Consider the following 17,044-nt stretch of genomic DNA (forward strand, 5'->3'; position numbering starts at 1 on the left):
CCATAGCATGGCCAATCTCAATACCTACTATTACCGGGTCTTGCTTCCCCACGGATCTGTTCGATCAGGCCTGCTGCGTCTGGCCGTGAAGCGCGACCTTTCAGCACGCCTGCGCCTAGAGGCGGACACGGACGGCACGGTCATCGGGCTGTGGCGTTTCCCCGTGTGGCTGGCACTGATCGCCGATGTAGTGATGCATTTTCTCCGCCGCCAGGTGCGTAGCGAAGATTTGGCGGGCTTCTTGCGCGACCTGGGTTTGATGATGCGCGCAGGTGTCCCAGCCCTTGATGCCTTGACCACCTTGGTGGAGGAGAGTAACAGTGTAGGTAATGCTGCCATGGCAACGGTGGCTCGGAACATGCTCGATGACCTGAATGCTGGTGTTGGCATGACAGAAGCGTTCAATCGACACCCGAATGTGTTTCCAGAGACCGTGCGTAATCTCGTCTCCATTGGTGATCAGACCGGTACGCTTGATCGCATGCTGGGTGAGGCTGCTGAGCACGTGGAGCGAATGATCAACATTCGGCGTGATATCAAAACCGCCCTGATATATCCGGCTTTTGTTTTTGCCACGATCATTGGGGTGGCAATCTTCTGGATCTATTACGTCGTGCCAAACATGGCACGTCTTTTCAAACAGTTGCAGGCCAAACTTCCGCCCATCACCGAGGGGTTGGTGGCGTTTGCCAACCTGCTTACTGCCCATCTTCCGTGGGTGTTGCTGGTGACGGCAGTGGTGGTAGTTATATGCACTGTTTTCTTTAAGCGATCTGAGCCTTTCCAACTGGCCACATACAGTTTGCTACATCGTTTGCCTATTGCGCGAACGCTATTGGTCTCGTCGGGTATGGCTCACATTACTGAGCATCTCTCCATTTTGGTGAAAGCGGGTGTCGATCTGGTGTCGAGCCTGCGTATTCTTGGACGCGCCACAAAGAATCGTTATTACCGAAGCCGATTGATTCAAGTCGCTGAGTCTGTTTCTCGTGGGGAATCAGTGTCTGCGTCCATGCGGCGTGTGGGGGGATTTCCTGCGATGGCTGTGCGCATGATCTCGGTAGGGGAGGAGTCAGGTAGTCTCGATCAGCAACTTTCTCACTTGGCAGGCGACTATCGTAAACGCTTGGAAGTATTGGTTAAGTCACTGGCGGAAATACTCAAACCCCTGATCATTCTGATTGCTGGTGGGCTGTTTCTTTTTCTGATTGTTGCTTTGTTGCTGCCCATTTATGACCTCGTCCGTCAGTCGGTCACCCAAAGCATGGGAGGCGTGCAGTGATGCGGCGCGCTCATTGGTGGCAGGCTATGTTTCGTCTGCTTTGTGCGCTTGGCTGGCCTTGCAGTTCGTCCTTTGTCGATGCTTGTCCGCTCTACAGAGGGGCGCTGCATGCGTAAGCCTTTAATGATTGGCGGCGGTCTGGGATTGCTGGTGTTGGTGCTGGTTGTGGGTGGGGGCTGGCTCGTTGGAAAAAACGCCGAACCAGGTGCTGTGGCCGTGAACAAGGCAGTTCGCAGTGATCGTGCTTCCCAACAAGGACTCTCCGGAGTGCTGGCTCCGCCTGCGATATCAGGCTCTGCGCCGCAGCCGCGATCTTCTCCGGCCGCTCAGGAGCGTCGCAGACGCTTGGCCGAGGTCCGGGCTGAATTCAATGCTCTGCGGGCCAAGGGTACACAGGCTCCTCCTGAGAAAATGCGGGCACTTATTGACGAACTCGAAGCGCTCTCACCGCCTGGTTTTGACCCGCGTTACTTCCAAACTCTGCGGAATATGCTGGATGCCAGTGCCCGAATCCAGACACTCAACCAAGAGCTACAAGGTCTTAGCAAGAGCGCCTCTTCGAAGGACGCAGTACGCCAACAAGCCATTGTGGATGAGATGCGCAGTTTGGGAGAGCGGGTCGGGGCAGAAGCGCGCAATCTTCAGGTGTATGCGCCCAAACCACCATCTGGAGTAAAGACTCCATGACAGGCTTTGCACTGCGAGCGTGTGCACGAACCGCTCATTCTGCGCAGCGCGGGTTTTCCTTGTTGGAGTCGGCTGTGGCGTTGGTTGTCGCAGGCCTTATGTCGTGGGCTGCTTTCAGTGGCTATGAAACGGTGTCTGCACAACAGGAAACTGAGCGAGGCCGTGCTGAGGCCCAGCAATTACAGTCAATGCTCCGTGCGTTTGCGCTGCGGCATGGGAGGTTGCCTTGCCCGGATGTCGGTGCCAGTGGATACGAATCTTTGGCGGCAGGGGTTTGCCCCGTGGGCACACAACTGGGGTGGTTTCCCTATGTGAGTGTGGGTTTGGAGATCCCAACTGACAGACTGAGGGCCCGTTACTCGGTGTTTCGCGCACCGAATGCGATCTTCGCCCAGGACGCAGATCTTGTTGCGGTGGCCATGGATCGCACCGGTGATAGCCCCGGAGATCCCCACTTCCTTGATATCACCGACCTCATCGTTGCACTGAACAACGCATCTGTACTACCGGTGGTTTCGACGCGCACGTATCTAACGGGTGATGCCGGCGCCGGGGGCGCGATTGATTGCGGTGCCAACCTGCTTATGGCTGCCGCTTACTGGGTGGTTGTTCCTCTCCAGGACAAGGACGGCGATGGCGCCCGCCTGGATCCGCCTCACGCCATGAACAGCCTTTGTGCAACCAGCCCTTCTGCTCCGCTTCGGCTCTTGTCTGACGATGTGGTTATCGCCGAGTCCCCTGCCCAACTGGCCGGATGGCTGCGCATGAGCCTGCCTTAGTGGCAAATGCCTTCAAGATTCCATGCTGTCTACCAATCTGACTCTTTTCATGTACCGACCGTCGGCTCGTCGTTTGCGGGGCTTTGGTTTGTTACAAGTGCTGCTGCTCATTTCCGTCATGGCGGGTCTTGCGACAATGGGTTACTTGCAATGGCGTGAACGCACTGCCATTGAGTCCTCGCGTCAGGAGCGCCAAGCTCTGGCGCAGGCAGATCAAGCGATCATCGCCTTTGCCACGGTGATGCGCCGCCTGCCATGTCCTGACACCAACCGTGATGGCGAGGAGGATTGCGGTGCTTTGGCCGATCAGAAAGGCTGGTTACCGTCAACGACGCTGCGCTTGGCGGGAGCCGATCCTGGTGTGGACGTCGGCCAGTTGCGCTACTTGGTGCAAAGGGGGGCAGGTGGGAACAACCTTACTGAATTGACCGATTCCTGGAGGCCCCTAGAGTACGACGAAGATGGTCAGACCTTTAGTGCCATGCGCGCTGGCGGATATCCGAACGATATCCTCACGCTGACCGACTTATGCCAACGCCTAGAGACTGCGCGCACTACGGCCCCAGGCGCGGCCCTGGCCAGGGTCAACGCGACTCCGCTGCGGTCTGTGGCTTACGCATTGGCGCATCCCGGTAACAACGACGCTGATGGTGACGGGGATCTGTTCGATGGGGCCAACTCGAATGCGGGGGGCAATGCCAATCTGATGGAAGATCCTGTCCGTAGGCCTGTGCTTGCGGTTTACAACGACATTGTTTTGGAGCGCTCGTTTGCCAGCCTGCAGTCGTCCTTTCATTGTCAACCGTTGATCGATTCCATCAATACTGTGGCCTTGGGGCATGACGTGGTTGAGCAGGTTGCAGAGATGCGGGCCGACAACATCGAAGCTGCGCAACGCGCTGTGGCTTTCTCCACCCTGGCGGCCGTCATGACAGGCTTGGAGATTGTGCTGGCAGTGGCGGAAGGAATTTCCGATGCTGGCAACGCGGCAGCGGAGTGGGTGATCTGTGCAGCATCGCTGGGGCTGGCTGTAAATGCCTGCGCCGCAGCGCCGCAGCACACAGTCGCCATCGGGCTTGCGGGTGGGGTTGTTTATGCAAACATTGCCGCAGTTGCCCTCAATGCCACTGCGGCTGGCATCGCCGGGACTGCATTGACCCTAGCCGACGACGCTGCCACGCCGGCTCAGGTATGCCCTCCTCGTGATCAGACGCTCGTCAACCAGATGCTGGCCAACGCCAAGACAGAGCGTACAAATGCGGCCAATGCGCGGGCAGCCGTGCAGACCGAAGTCACCAACAAGACCAATGAGTTGAATGCGGCGATTGCAGTCAGGACTGCGGCCATCGCGAATTTGCGCGCTGTGCTGCGTGGCAATGGAGCGTCTTCGCAGATTGACGATAGGGTTGATCCGCTACTTACGGCGGCCCTTGAGTGGGGTAACAATTCTTTTAATAACGAAGTGGCTCAGTCAAACCTGTCCCGGGCCACTGAGGCGCGAGATGTGTGGGCGGACAAGGTTGCGAGCTACGATGCCATGCTGACTGACAGCGCTGCCTCCCTGGTGCGTTTGAATTCGGATATTGCGACTCTCGATGCGCAAATTGCGGCGACCAGCCCTGCAGATACGGATGCATTGAATTTGCTGAGGGGGAAAAGGGCCAGCAAATTGGCCGAAATTCAGATGCTTCAAAGCATCCCCGCCATGGTGACGCTTCGCAATGAAATTGCGGCCTTGGATGCGCAAATTGCGACCAATCCCCCGAACAAGGCGGAGTTGCAGGCACAGCGTGCGAGAAAAGCCCGAGAGTTGGACAGTAATCTCTTTGCAAGTGCTCGTGCTGATGCCGTAAGTTCACTGGCATCTGCTCAAGCTGCACTGGATACCGCTGTAGCAGATCGAGATACAGCTGCATCGAACTTCAGCCTCTCACAGACAAGATATCAGAACGCCTTTTCTAATTTGCTTAGTGGCTCTAGCCGCTACGCCATTTATAACGGAAATGGCGATGTGATCGGTTATCGGTGCACGAGTGCATGTACTCCCGGTGATGTGGATGTGACCAGTGCCCTCAATACCGAGTTGTGGGGTCTTTTTGGCTTTCCCGGAAATGTAAGCCCGAGCACTGACGCGACATACCTTAAACCGCTGAAGTTGCAGAAAGAATTGGATGCGCTGAATGCGAAACTGGCTGCTGCGCGGACGCGTGAGATCAACGCTCAGGCGCAAGTCGATCAGATGCAGCAGATGGTGGATAACCCGGCTGCGTGCAATGTCACCGGGTCGGCTGTCATTCCCATGACACCCGCCCAAGCGGAGGCCATTTTGGTGGATGTAGATCGCAAGGGAGGGACGCGATGATGAGCAAGCGTCTTTTGCCTCGGCAGCAGTCGGGTTTTTCACTGGTGGAGCTTGGGGTGGTGATGGCCATCGTGGGCATCATTGGGATCATTGCTTGGCGCTGGATTGCGTCCACGAGAGAGCCTCTGCAGCGACCTGCAATCGTGAGCCAACTGGCAGAGGCGCAAGCGGCGATAGAGGGCTTTGTTCTATCCCGTCATCGCCTTCCCTGCGCCGCCCTTGATGCTGATGGTCGTGAGGATTGTGGTAGCGCTACTGCCATTTTTGTGCCCTGGCGAACACTCGGTTTGGGCAGTCGCTTTGGCCAGTTGCATTACGGAGTCAACCGCGGTGGCGTGGGCTTGGACCTCGCTGTTCTGCCGCCAGCATCCGTAGCCCCTGATTTGAATATCAACTTCAGCCCTTCTATTCCGGTACTCGCGCTCGATACTGATGCGGATGTCAACACGGCGGCAGCTGCAGTCACAGTCGCCATTGCTGCAGCCAGCGACCGTCGTACACAGATCAATGGCCTCGATTGGTGCCGTGTGGTTCGGCGGTTTGCGAGCAATTCCACGACGGCAGGGGTGCTGGAGGCGGGAAATTCGGGGGCCAGTATTCCAGTGGCGTTCGTGTTGGTGCACCCGGGTTTGAATAATATCTTTGAAGGCAGCAATGTGTCTGGCGGCGTAGGTGGCCGGCGATTCGATTTTCCGGGGCGACCGCAGGCTTCTGATTTTGACGATATTGCTATTGCCGTAGGGCCTGCCGATCTGTCTGCCCGTATTGGTTGCGCCGCGCGTTTGGGAGCCATGACGGCAGCGGGGCAGGGGGCTTACACCGCTTACGACAATGTGCGTGTGGTGCAGGAGTACTGGTCGTTGCGGGTGTTCGACATTGACCAGGCAGAGTCAGCTCTGGCGGGCGCTCAGTCGGGTGTCACGCTGGCCGCTGTGAATCTGGCGCTTGCCGTCGGCAGCGCTGCACTGGCGATCGCTTCCGCTTCCAATACGGAAGGAATCACGATTTTCGGTATTGCACTTTCAGCAGCGAATGCGATTGCCGCAGGTGTTGAGGTGGGTTTGGCTGCAGTAGATTTGATAGAGGCGCAACAAGCGCTGCAGGACTCCATTGATAAGGAGGCTGCTGTCCGCGCATATGTCGTGCAGCTGTTTGAAACATTCACACAGTCAATGAATGCTGCGGTATCGCTGGACGTGAAGGGACTCAATCCATGAAACACCGCATGATGGGTTTCACCCTGGTTGAACTGTCTCTGGTGCTGCTGGCTCTGGGGTTGATACTGCCGGGTGCCGTGATTTTCTGGCAGTTGTCCGAGCGACATCGCGTGACGACGGTGCAGATGGATGTGCAGAAGCAATCACGCGATGCACTGGTTGGTTACCTGTATGCCAACTTTCGGCTGCCTTGTCCTGCTGCAGACACGCTGGGGGTGGAGGATTGCTCCGCGACACGCCAGGTGGGTTTTTTACCCTGGCGCACGCTCAACCTGCCCCGTCCAGAGGCTGGTACGTTGCGCTACGGGGTATACCGTGGACCATCGGCGGCAGGGGCGATTGCTGCACCCCTTGATCAGGACTTGGCGGTCGTTCGGGATCGCATGAATCCGCTGCGCGTTCGGACTCCTGACCCGATCCCGCGTAACGCAGATGCCCCAAATCCCAACGCGCCGCCCATTCCGACGACAGCTGCCGGTCTGCTGGGCATGACGCAGTCGGGCAACGACGCTGCCCCCCTGAACGCGGCTTGTAATGCGTCCAATACTCCGCCATGCCCGCTGGGTGTGGAGAACGCGGTCAATCTGATTGACGTGTGCTTGGCTTTGAATACCGCCAGCGATGCGCTGGTGGCTCCTGCGGGGCGTCTCGCTTCGCAGGTGGGCGCGAGCAGGCGTGCCGCTGCTTTTGTGATCGCTGCACCGGGCATGCTGGATGCAGACGGTAATGGTCAGGCTTTTGATGGAGCGAACGCGTCGGCGTCCAATGCTGACCCCACTTTCGAGGCACCAGGTCGTGCAGTGACTGATACCTACGATGACATCGTGATCGCAGCAAGTCACACCGAGCTGTTTGCCGAACTGCACTGTGGGGCGGTGCTTTCTGCCGTGTCTCATGCCCATTTCAATGTAGCGACGGGTGCGTTTGTGCTTGAGCGCGCCATGTATGACTACCGGGATCAACTCTACATTGCTGTCGTATTGGCCAGGGCGGATGTGGCGGCTGCTGCTGCGGGGGTCGCCTCTGCGATAGCGGGGTCCCTGGATGCAGCCAAGGAGATGTTATCGGCCGTCGCGGACACGACGATGTCTGTTGGCGCGAGGTCGTTCCAGATTGCGCTTGCTGCCGTGGGCATCGGTCTCGCTGTTGCCAGTGACATTGCTGCTGCTTATTCAATCATTGATGCGGGGCTGTCTCTGGCAGAAGCCGAGGCTGTACATAACGATTTTGCAGCTCGTACCACGGCGATGACCGAACTGTCCCGTTCGATCAACGTGAATGCACTGACGGCCGACGCCATTGGCCACTGATATTTTTTGCCCAAAGAGTTACGCATCATGACCCCCATTTCAGCAATTTATCCCGCGCCCGGTGGCAAAGCGAAGCGCTCTCAGCACGGTTTTTCGCTCGTTGAATTGAGTGTTGTACTGATCGTGATTGGCTTGGTACTCGGGGCGGTGGCGGTGGGACGAGACCTGCAACGTTCCGCCGCTAATCAGCGCCTGTCGACGGATTTCATACAGGGGTGGCAACTGGCGTATGAGGCCTATTTCAACGGTGTGGGGCATCCTCCTGGAGACAGCGCCACGAGCCCAACGGGCCGCGTCAATGGCAACGTAGCTCCTGCAGGCACCGAGCTATGTGGCACCGAAATGATCAACGCATTTCTGGCTGCGGGCATTCGTGTTCCAACGGGTCGGACTGAAGGTCAGCAAGACCGTTATGTGTATCTGGATAGCAATGGCAATCCCCAGGAAGCACGTGTCTGCTTTCGAAGTGTCAATTGGTCGGAGCCTGCGGCAGCGGTCGGACGGTATGTGGCACTGCCGCGTAACGTGATGGTGATCCGGGGGTTAACATTTTCTTTGGCCGGTAGCCTGGATCAACAGATTGACGGCCGCACTGATGCCCGCTTCGGGAGTCTTAGGGAGGGACCTCTACCCAATGGGACTGTTCCAGCCAGCAACGTTGTAGATGACAACCCAGGGATGGCCTGGTCAATCGATGATCGGGTTGCCTTTGGTGCCACGCTGCCAACTTCGTTGGACGAGTCGCAAATCGCCATCACCACCGGGTTCTTTAAGATGATGCGCTGACCGTCGCGCTGAGCTGCCTTCGCCGTCCATGCAAACCGTTGCGTTAACGCAGCCTTTTTTGCAAAAGCGGTAATCCGATTCAGTGAAGGCGCACAGGCTTTGGAGCATGGCGTTGGGCCGCAGCGGAGTGGCAGGGTGCGCGGTTGTTTTTGCGGTCGCAGCCACTAGCCACCTGCCAGCTGAAACCGCTGGTCGAAGTTCATCTTGCCCAGCACGCGCAGTGCCGCGGTGCAGGTGGCGTTGTCTACCTTGCTGATGTCCAGGCTGTAGCGCTTGGCGGTGGACACCACGTCCACGCTTTTGGCGCCCCATTGCACGGCCACCAGCAGTGCGTGTCGCTGGCCTGCTTCGGCGCCCACCGACACGCCGCGTTGTTCAGGCCGCAGCATGAACTCCAGCCGGGGTGTGCGCACCAGCGTGAGGCGGTGAGCACCCTGGGGGCCCAGCGCAAACGAGACAACCCAGTCGTCTTCGTCTTCCACCGTCAGAAACGGGACATGTTGGCAAGCGGCCATGGGGAGGGCGTTGGGAGTTGGGGGAGGGCTTGCGGATAACCCCCGCAGGAGTCGGACGCGCAGCCCAGGGGGTGGACGGCAGTCAGTATGCCGATGCAAGGGCTGCGCCAACTGCGGAAGAACCCGAGGTTGGGCCCTTCCAACGGTGTGCCTCGCTTGTCAGCCTGGCGCAAGCCAAAGCGGGTGACAGTCCGCACGCGGTGGGTGCGCAGGCTACGTGCAGCGCACAGTGGTCTATGCATGTGCCTGTGTTGAATCAAATAGGTCGGTAGCGCTTTCTGAATAAGCGCAAGTAGCTATGTTTTAAATAGCAAATTGTGTTGCTAATGCGGTGGTACGCTGTTGGCCAGCGCCGTCGCCAGAGCGCCCACTGTTTGCAGCGCTTCTTCAAAGCGGCTCTGCGCGGGGTGCCCGTAGTTGATGCGCACGCAATGCGCAAAACGCCGGTCCGCCGAAAAGATCTGCCCGGGTGCAAGGCTGATGCCCCGCTGCAGTGCTTGCCAATGCAACTGCAGGGCATCGACCTGGGCTGGTAGCTCTACCCACAAGAAATACCCTCCTTCGGGCCGCGACACGCGCGTGCCGGGCGGAAAGTGCCGTGCCACCGCCGTCAGTGCGATCGCCTGCTGCTGCTCCAGGCTGCGGCGCAGGGCGCGCAAGTGCCGGTCGTAGCCGCCCTGGGCCAAGTATTCAGACAACGCCTGCTGCGATGGCGTGGCAGCCGAGAGCGTGGTCATGAGCTTGAGCCGCTGCACCGCCGTGGCATAGCGGCCCGCCGCCACCCAGCCCACGCGGTAGCCCGGCGCCAGGCTTTTGCTGAACGAGCTGCAGTGCATCACCAGCCCGTCGCTGTCAAACGCCTTGGCGGGGGGCGGGCGCTGGTGTGCAAAGTGCAGTTCGCCATACACGTCGTCTTCGATCAGTGGAATGCCGTGGCGGGCGAGCAGGGCGACCAGTTCGCGCTTCTTGGCTTCGGGCATCAGACTGCCCAGCGGGTTCTGAAAGCTGGGCATGAGCCAGCAGGCCTTGATGCGTTGTGGCGGGGGGCGCGACGATTGGCGCTCCAGCGCCTCGGCCAGTGCCACCAGATCAATCCCGTCGCGCGGGTGGGTGGCGATTTCCAGGGCCTGCAGGTTCAGCCGCTCCAGCGCCTGCAGCGCGGCATAAAACGTGGGGGATTCGACCACCACGATGTCGCCAGGCTGGGTAACAGCCTCCAGGCACAGGTTGAGCGCCTCCATCGCGCCGTTGGTGATGACGATCTCGTCCACATCCACCGCGCTGCCGTGCAGGCCGTACCGCAACGCAATCTGCTGGCGCAGGCGTTCGTCGCCGGGCGGCAGGCTTTGCACGATGCTCCAGGGGTCCAGCTTGCGCATGCCGCTGGCCAGGCAGCGCGCCAGCCGCTCCAGCGGGAACAGCTCCAGCCCCGGAAACGCCGAGCCCAGCGGCACCAGGTGGCGGTCGCGCGCCAGGCCCAGCACTTCAAACACCAGGTCGCTGATGGCCACACCAGTCGAGGTGGCGGCGGGCTGCGAGGGCAGGGGCTCGGCGGGCCGGGCTTCTGCCGTGGTGGGCAGCCGCGCACTCACGTAGTAGCCGGAGCGCGGGCGCGCGTGGATCAGGCCCTGCGCCTCCAGCAGGTAATACGCCTCGAACACGGTGGACGGGCTGATGCCCCGCGTGCGGCTGGCCTCGCGCACCGAGGGCACGCGGTCGCCCGGGCGCAGCGCGCCGCTGTGGATGAGCTGGGCAATGGCGTCGGCGTGGCGTTCGTAGCGTTTCATGGGGGGTGCGGTGGGATGCAGGGCAAACTGATCTGTATTTTTAACTCGAAACTGAATCTGTACTGTTTTTGGGGCTGCGCGTAGAGTGACGGCGTGTGCTGGTGTGCGTGTTGGCATCCACCAGCCCGTTTATTCACGGACCAAAGCCCATGACCGATCGCCCGCGCGGCCTGATGCGCCCTGTTTTTTGCCTGCCGTCCGGCCTGCCTGGCGTTGCGGCCCTGGTGGCGCTGCTTTTGAGCGCTGGTGCCGGGGCCCAAACGGCGCCCGCCAACGCGTCTGCTGTGGCCCTGGTCGCCCCGGTCGCCACGGTGTCTGCGTCATCGATGTCATCGCGCGTTCTGGCCTGTACGGCCTGCCATGGCAAGGAAGGCCGCGCCACGCCCGACGGCTACTTTCCGCGCATCGCCGGCAAACCTGCGGGCTACCTGGCCAACCAGCTGCTCAATTTCAGGGAGGGGCGGCGCAGCTACCCGCAGATGACTTACCTCATCGAGCACCTGACCGACGATTACCTGCGCGAGATGGCCGCGCACTTTGCCGCGCTGAACCTGCCGTACCCGCCGCCGCCCGCCCCCCAGGCGCCAGCCGCTGCGCTGGAGCGCGGCCGGGCGCTGGTGCACCAAGGCGACGCGGCGCGCAATATCCCCGCTTGCGTGGCGTGCCATGGGCCGGCGATGACGGGCGTGAACCCGTCCATCCCCGGCCTGCTGGGCCTGCCACGCGACTACCTCAACAGCCAGTTGGGCGCCTGGAAAACCGGCCAGCGCCGCGCGCATGCTCCCGACTGCATGGCCGACATCGCCAGGCAACTCACGCCCGACGACGTGAGTGCCGTGTCTGCCTGGCTGGCCGCCCAGCCGGTAGCGGCCGGTGGCAAGCCCGCCCGTACTTTGCCCGCTGTGATGCCCGCGCGGTGCGGTGGTGTGGCCGAGGTGCCCGTGGCTGCTGCGCCTGCGGCATCACGTTGAAAAAGGGTGTACCGATGAAACGCATCCTGTGGACCCTTTCTTCCGTGCTCGCGGCGTTGGGAGTGATCGCCGCCGTGCTGCTCACCCTGAACCTGCGGGGCGAAGAGCCGCTGCCCGCCGCCGAGACGCTGCAAAGCACGCCCGAGCTCGTGCAGCGCGGCGAATACCTCGCCCGTGTTGGCAACTGCATGGCCTGCCACACCACGCAGGGCGGAGCGCCGTTTGCAGGTGGGCGCGGCATCGAGACGCCGTTTGGCGTGGTGCACAGCTCCAACCTCACGCCCGACAAGGCGCACGGCCTTGGCGCCTGGACCTCGGCCGAGTTCTGGCGCGCCATGCACCATGGCCGCAGCAAGGATGGGCGGCTGCTGTACCCGGCGTTTCCGTACCCCAACTACACCGAGGTGACGCGAGAGGACTCGGACGCGATCTTTGCCTTTTTGCAAAGCGTGCCCGCTGCCGCCGACACGAACCGCCCGCATGCGCTGCGTTTTCCGGTCAACACGCAGGTGGCGTTGGGTGTTTGGCGGGCGCTGTTCTTCACTCCCGGTGCACCCCAGCACGAACCGACGCAAACCGCCGAGTACAACCGCGGCGCGTACCTGGTCAACGGCCTGGGCCACTGCACGGCCTGCCACACCCCACGCAATGCGCTGGGCGCAACGACGGACGCGCAGGCCTTTACGGGTGGGCTGATCCCCGTGCAAAACTGGTATGCACCGGCGCTCAACGCGGCGGCCGAGGCGGGCGTCAAAGAATGGGCCACCGACGACGTGGTCGCCTTGCTGAAGACGGGCGTGGCCCCGCACGGTTCGGTGTTGGGCCCGATGGCCGAGGTGGTGTTTCGCAGCACGCAGTACCTGAGCGATGCCGATGCGCGGGCCATGGCGGTGTACCTGCAAGCCTTGCCGCAGCAAAACCGCACTGCGCCAGCGCCACCGGTGGTGCCGCCCTCAGCCACGATGGACCGTGGCGCCAAGGTGTACGAACAGCAATGCGCGCAATGCCATGGAGACAAGGGGCAGGGCGAGGCCGGGGCCTTCCCGGCGCTGGCGGGCCATCGGGCCGTCACGCTCAGTGACCCGACCAATCTGGTGCGCGTGGTGCTGCAAGGCGGCTATCTGCCTGCCACGGCAGGCAACCCGCGCCCGCACGGCATGCCACCGTTTCAGCAGTTCCTGTCGGACGAGGAGGTGGCTGCCGTCACCACCTTTGTGCGCAACAGCTGGGGCAATCAGGCGCCTGGAGTGGGTACCATCGAGGTTTATCGCGCCCGCGAACGGCGCGGCATGTAGCGGGTGGCAGTGGGCGGTCGTGTTGGTCCGCCTCCAGCATCCGCCGCCTGCTGACCGACCACCCAGGAGCCCCGTTGATGCAAAGCCCGGCCGCATTGCCCGATCCCACCCAGCCCCCTTCGGTTGCCACCGTGCCCCGCGGCTGGTGGGCCGTGTGCTTGTGTGCAGGTTGGTGCGGCACCTGTGGTGTTTACCGCCCGTTGTTTGACGAGCTGGCCCGCGCGCACCCGGACGTGCGTTTCGAGTGGGTGGACATCGAAGACGACTCCGACATCGCGGGGGATCTGGACGTGGAAACCTTTCCCACCCTGCTCATTGCAGACGGCCAGCGGGCGCTGTTCTTGGGGCCGCTGCTGCCGCAGGCGCCGGTGCTGGCGCGCCTGCTGGCCAGCCTGCAGGCTGCTGCGCCCGGTGCTGCAGGGGCGGGCGGCGAGGCTCAGGCGGTGTTTGAGCGTGTGCGGGCTGCGCGCAGTGCTTAGTTGAATTGGGGTAGGTAGCTACCGCGTACCTTGGTTTGTGACCGTTCCCGTGTCATTGGTTACTCCTAATTTTATAGCTTCTAGCGCTTGATGGATAAGCGCTATAGGCATTTTTGACTTGAAATTTGTGCCTGCTTCCCGCACTTCGTGGTTTCCGCTGAATTCACTCCAAGCCCAATGTGACAAGGGCGCTTGGGCGCGTGGGATGGATCTGTACCTTGGCGGAGAGGTGGTCCAGTTGGATATCAAAGACGCCGGGGCTGGCCGCTGGCTGCTTGTGGGCGAGGTGCGGGGCAGTCTGCCCGAGCCGTATGCCGTGTCGGCAGAACTCATCCTAGCGCCCAACGGGCAGGTCAAGCACTGGTCGGGTGACTGCAGCTGCCCCGTGGGCGGTGATTGCAAACACGCCGTGGCCCTGACGCTGGAGGCCGCCCATCGGGGGCCCGAGAACAGCCCGCTGCCGGCGCAAACCGTGGATGCGCTCAAATCCCTGCAAGACCGCAAGGACGCCCTGGCGCGCGCCGAAGCCGAGGCCCGCCTGGTGCACTGGCTGCAGGATTGGGACCGTGCCATCGGCACCGCCGCTGCGCCGGGATTGAGCGCGCGGCCAGAGCGGCCCGAGTGCTATCTCTATCTCGTTTCCACCGTGGGGCGCTCGCGCACCAAGGTGCCGCAGATGCAACTGGAGGCCGTGGTGTCTTACCCCAAGGTCACCGGCGGCTGGGCCAAGCCCAAGCAGATCCGCACGCAGCCCGGGCCGGGCCAGGCGGTGTATGACCGCGCCAGCGATGCCGACCGCCAGGTGCTGCAGCTGCTGCGCGCCATGCCCCGCAGCGTGGGGTATTACTCGGCCTACAGCGTGGCGCCCATCGGGGTGCTGGAAGGCGCGGTGGGCGTGCTCGCGCTGGAGCAGGCCGCCGCCACGGGCCGCCTGTTTGCGGATGCGGGTGGGTCGACCGTGGGCACTCCCTTGCGCTGGGGCGACCCTCTGCCCATCGCTTGGGGATGGAAGGAGTCCATCGCTGCCGGTGGCGGCGAGAGTGCCTGGGGGCTGCAGGCCACGCTGCCCACCCCCACCGCCACCTTGTGCGACAACCACCCGCCCGTGTACCTGGACGCAGCCCACGGTGTCTGCGGTCCGGTACACGCCGATGGCCTGAGCTCGGCGCAGGTGGCCATGCTGCTCAAGGCCCCAGCACTCAACGCCATGGCCCTGCAAAAACACCACGCCGAATTGGCCCGCCGCATCGGCGGGGTGCTGCCGCTGCCGCCTGTGCTCGGCACGCTCACGCGGGTGCAGGGGGTGGAACCGGTAGCCCGCCTGCATCTGGCGCCGTCGCCCCCGCATGAGGTGGCTGCCTTGGGCCTGATCACTGCGCAACTGCGGTTTGACTACCAGGGCCATGTAGGTTGGTGGGCAGGGCAGGAGCTGGCTGTGCTGGTGCGTGGCACCGGTGGCAGCCAGGTGCTGCTTCAGCGCGACGCGCTGGCTGAACTCAACGCCATCGAGCGCCTGATGGGCCTGGGCCTGTTGGCCACGGATGACGGGGTGTTCGGCATTCCGGGCGAACGCTCGCAGGACGACTGGATGCACTGGGCGGACCAAGGCTTTGTGGTGCTGCGCGATGCGGGTTTCGAAATCACGGTCGATGCTTTGCTGGACGGCTGGATTCAGCATGCCGAGACGCTGGCCGTGGCGTTGCACGCCCAAGGTGATGACGAGGCCACCTCGCCCTGGTTTGGGCTGTCATTGGGCATGGAAATTGATGGCGTGCGCCACAACATCCTGCCGTGGCTGCCCCGCCTGATCGCTGCCGCTGCGGCCCAACCGGTAGACCCTGCCAGCGGCCTGCCCCCGCTGCCCGCCCATGTGTACCTGCCCGCACTGGTGGGCCCCGGCTTCGTGCGGCTGCCCACCGATGCGCTCCAGCCGTGGATGGCGGCGCTGCTGGACCTGGTGGGTGACCGGGCGCACGATTTCAACGGCGATAGCTTGAAGCTTTCGCGCCTGGACGCCCTGCGCACCAGCGCCGCCTTGGGGGGGGCGGTGTGGGAGGGCGCAGGTGCCTTGCGGGCCATGGTGGCCCAGCTGCAAGGCGCCACCGCGTTGCCCGAGGTGCCGCTGCCCGCCAGCGTGCGCGCCACGCTGCGGCCTTATCAGCAACAGGGCCTGAACTGGCTGCAGTTCTTGAGCACGCACGGTCTGGCTGGGGTGCTGGCCGATGACATGGGCCTGGGCAAGACGCTGCAGGCGCTGGCGCATATCCAGGTCGAAAAAGACGCCGGGCGCCTGACGCACCCCGCGCTCATCATTGCGCCCGTGAGTCTCATGGGCAACTGGCAACGCGAGGCTGCGCGGTTTTGTCCGGGTCTGCGGTGCCTGGTCCTGCATGGCGCCGGCCGCCACGAGGTGGCTGATGCCACGGCAGAGCACGATCTGGTCATCGCCCCGTATTCACTGCTGCAGCGGGACCGCGAGCGCTGGTTGGCCCAGCCCTGGCACTTGGTGGTGCTGGACGAAGCACAGAACATCAAAAACGCCAGCACGCACGCCGCCCAGGTGGTCGGCCAGCTGCAGGCGCGCCACCGGTTGTGCCTGTCGGGCACGCCCATGGAAAATCATCTGGGCGAGATATGGAGCCTGTTTCACTTTTTGATGCCCGGCTTTCTGGGCAGCCAGCAGCGCTTCAAAGAAGTGTTCCGCACGCCCATCGAGAAGCTGGGCGACGGTGCCCGCATGGCGCAGCTGCGCGCGCGCATCACGCCATTCATGCTGCGCCGCACCAAGGCGCTGGTGGCCAGCGAGCTGCCGCCCAAGGTGGAATCGATGATGCCCGTGGAGTTGACTGGCGCGCAGGCCGATCTGTACGAAACCATTCGCTTGGGCATGGAAAAAACCGTGCGCGAAGCGCTGCAGTCCAAAGGGCTGGCCAAGTCGCAGATCACCATCCTCGATGCGCTGCTCAAGCTGCGCCAAGTGTGCTGCCATCCGCAATTGGTGCCGCTGGAGGCGGCCAAAAAAGTCAAAACCTCGGCCAAGCTCGACCAACTGATGACGCTGTTGCCCGAAATGCTGGCCGAGGGACGGCGTATTTTGCTGTTCTCGCAGTTCACCAGCATGCTGACGCTGATCGAGGCGGAGCTGAAAGATCGCGGCGTGCCCTGGGTCAAGCTCACCGGCCAAAGCGTCAAGCGCGACGCGATCATCGAACAGTTCACTAGCGGCCAGGTGCCCTTGTTCCTGATCAGCCTCAAGGCGGGCGGGGTGGGGCTGAACCTGCCCCAGGCCGACACGGTGATCCACTTCGATCCTTGGTGGAACCCGGCGGTGGAAGCCCAAGCCACCGACCGCGCCCACCGCATCGGCCAGACGCAGAGCGTGTGGGTGATCAAATTGGTGGCCCAGGGCACGATTGAAGAGCGCATCCTGGCGCTCCAGGAGCGCAAGGCCGAGCTGGCTGGCAGCCTGTACAGCGGGTCTGCGGCGCGCAAGGAGCCGTTGTTTACCGAGGGCGATCTGGCGGAGCTGTTAGCACCGCTATCACTGTCATAGCTGCTAGCGCCGGGTGGACAA

13 protein-coding genes and 1 pseudogene are annotated in these 17,044 nt (G+C 62.3%); 12 read left to right on the forward strand and 2 right to left on the reverse strand.

Annotated elements, in window-relative coordinates; translation table 11 throughout:
- Nucleotides 1-7 precede the first annotated feature (7 nt).
- The 8 genes and pseudogenes from CLU85_RS09280 to CLU85_RS09310 all read left to right on the forward strand — a co-directional run bounded on the left by CLU85_RS09280 (nucleotide 8) and on the right by CLU85_RS09310 (nucleotide 8,423).
- Complete coding sequence (locus tag CLU85_RS09280; protein ID WP_100410007.1) at nucleotides 8-1,282, forward strand: type II secretion system F family protein; 1,275 nt, start codon at nucleotides 8-10, stop codon at nucleotides 1,280-1,282.
- A gap of 108 nt (nucleotides 1,283-1,390) precedes the next feature.
- Nucleotides 1,391-1,969, forward strand: coding sequence for a hypothetical protein (locus CLU85_RS09285; protein ID WP_100412462.1), 579 nt, complete (start codon nucleotides 1,391-1,393; stop codon nucleotides 1,967-1,969).
- Nucleotides 1,966-2,070 (forward strand): annotated as a pseudogene (locus CLU85_RS23325) (prepilin-type N-terminal cleavage/methylation domain-containing protein); the annotation flags it as partial. The gene CLU85_RS09285 and the pseudogene CLU85_RS23325, both read left to right, overlap by 4 nt.
- A 180-nt stretch (nucleotides 2,071-2,250) precedes the next feature.
- Nucleotides 2,251-2,748 carry a hypothetical protein gene (locus CLU85_RS23330; RefSeq protein ID WP_232727966.1) on the forward strand — a complete coding sequence of 166 codons (498 nt, stop codon included), beginning with the start codon at nucleotides 2,251-2,253 and terminating at the stop codon, nucleotides 2,746-2,748.
- 22 nt (nucleotides 2,749-2,770) lie between these two features.
- Complete coding sequence (locus CLU85_RS09295) at nucleotides 2,771-5,110, forward strand: hypothetical protein (protein WP_100410009.1); 2,340 nt, start codon at nucleotides 2,771-2,773, stop codon at nucleotides 5,108-5,110.
- Nucleotides 5,110-6,327, forward strand: coding sequence for a type II secretion system protein (locus CLU85_RS09300; RefSeq protein WP_100412463.1), 1,218 nt, complete (start codon nucleotides 5,110-5,112; stop codon nucleotides 6,325-6,327). The genes CLU85_RS09295 and CLU85_RS09300 overlap by 1 nt, the downstream gene beginning before the upstream one ends.
- Nucleotides 6,324-7,637: a prepilin-type cleavage/methylation domain-containing protein gene (locus CLU85_RS09305; RefSeq protein WP_100410010.1), complete on the forward strand. Its 1,314-nt coding sequence runs from the start codon at nucleotides 6,324-6,326 to the stop codon at nucleotides 7,635-7,637. The genes CLU85_RS09300 and CLU85_RS09305 overlap by 4 nt, the downstream gene beginning before the upstream one ends.
- A 27-nt stretch (nucleotides 7,638-7,664) precedes the next feature.
- Nucleotides 7,665-8,423 (forward strand): type II secretion system protein, encoded by a 759-nt coding sequence (locus CLU85_RS09310; RefSeq protein WP_100410011.1) that lies wholly within the window; start codon nucleotides 7,665-7,667, stop codon nucleotides 8,421-8,423.
- 164 nt (nucleotides 8,424-8,587) lie between these two features.
- Here CLU85_RS09310 and CLU85_RS09315 read toward each other — a convergent pair whose 3' ends face one another.
- Nucleotides 8,588-8,938 (reverse strand): hypothetical protein, encoded by a 351-nt coding sequence (locus tag CLU85_RS09315; RefSeq protein ID WP_100410012.1) that lies wholly within the window; start codon nucleotides 8,936-8,938, stop codon nucleotides 8,588-8,590.
- Between the two features lie 323 nt (nucleotides 8,939-9,261).
- The gene (locus CLU85_RS09320; RefSeq protein ID WP_100410013.1) at nucleotides 9,262-10,725 is read right to left on the reverse strand and encodes a PLP-dependent aminotransferase family protein; all 1,464 of its coding nucleotides are present in this window, start codon (nucleotides 10,723-10,725) and stop codon (nucleotides 9,262-9,264) included.
- A gap of 149 nt (nucleotides 10,726-10,874) precedes the next feature.
- Here CLU85_RS09320 and CLU85_RS09325 point away from each other — a divergent pair, with 149 nt between their 5' ends.
- From CLU85_RS09325 to CLU85_RS09340, 4 genes are all read left to right on the forward strand, one after another.
- Nucleotides 10,875-11,696 carry a c-type cytochrome gene (locus CLU85_RS09325; RefSeq protein ID WP_100410014.1) on the forward strand — a complete coding sequence of 274 codons (822 nt, stop codon included), beginning with the start codon at nucleotides 10,875-10,877 and terminating at the stop codon, nucleotides 11,694-11,696.
- A gap of 14 nt (nucleotides 11,697-11,710) precedes the next feature.
- The gene (locus tag CLU85_RS09330) at nucleotides 11,711-12,991 is read left to right on the forward strand and encodes a cytochrome c (RefSeq protein WP_100410015.1); all 1,281 of its coding nucleotides are present in this window, start codon (nucleotides 11,711-11,713) and stop codon (nucleotides 12,989-12,991) included.
- 77 nt (nucleotides 12,992-13,068) lie between these two features.
- On the forward strand, nucleotides 13,069-13,470 hold the full coding sequence (locus CLU85_RS09335; RefSeq protein ID WP_198509164.1) for a thioredoxin family protein: 402 nt from the start codon (nucleotides 13,069-13,071) through the stop codon (nucleotides 13,468-13,470).
- A 205-nt stretch (nucleotides 13,471-13,675) separates the two neighbouring features.
- Nucleotides 13,676-17,023 carry a DEAD/DEAH box helicase gene (locus CLU85_RS09340; protein WP_100410016.1) on the forward strand — a complete coding sequence of 1,116 codons (3,348 nt, stop codon included), beginning with the start codon at nucleotides 13,676-13,678 and terminating at the stop codon, nucleotides 17,021-17,023.
- Nucleotides 17,024-17,044 lie beyond the last annotated feature (21 nt).

Origin of the sequence: Acidovorax sp. 69, assembly GCF_002797445.1 — a bacterium.
Classification (GTDB): domain Bacteria; phylum Pseudomonadota; class Gammaproteobacteria; order Burkholderiales; family Burkholderiaceae_C; genus Acidovorax.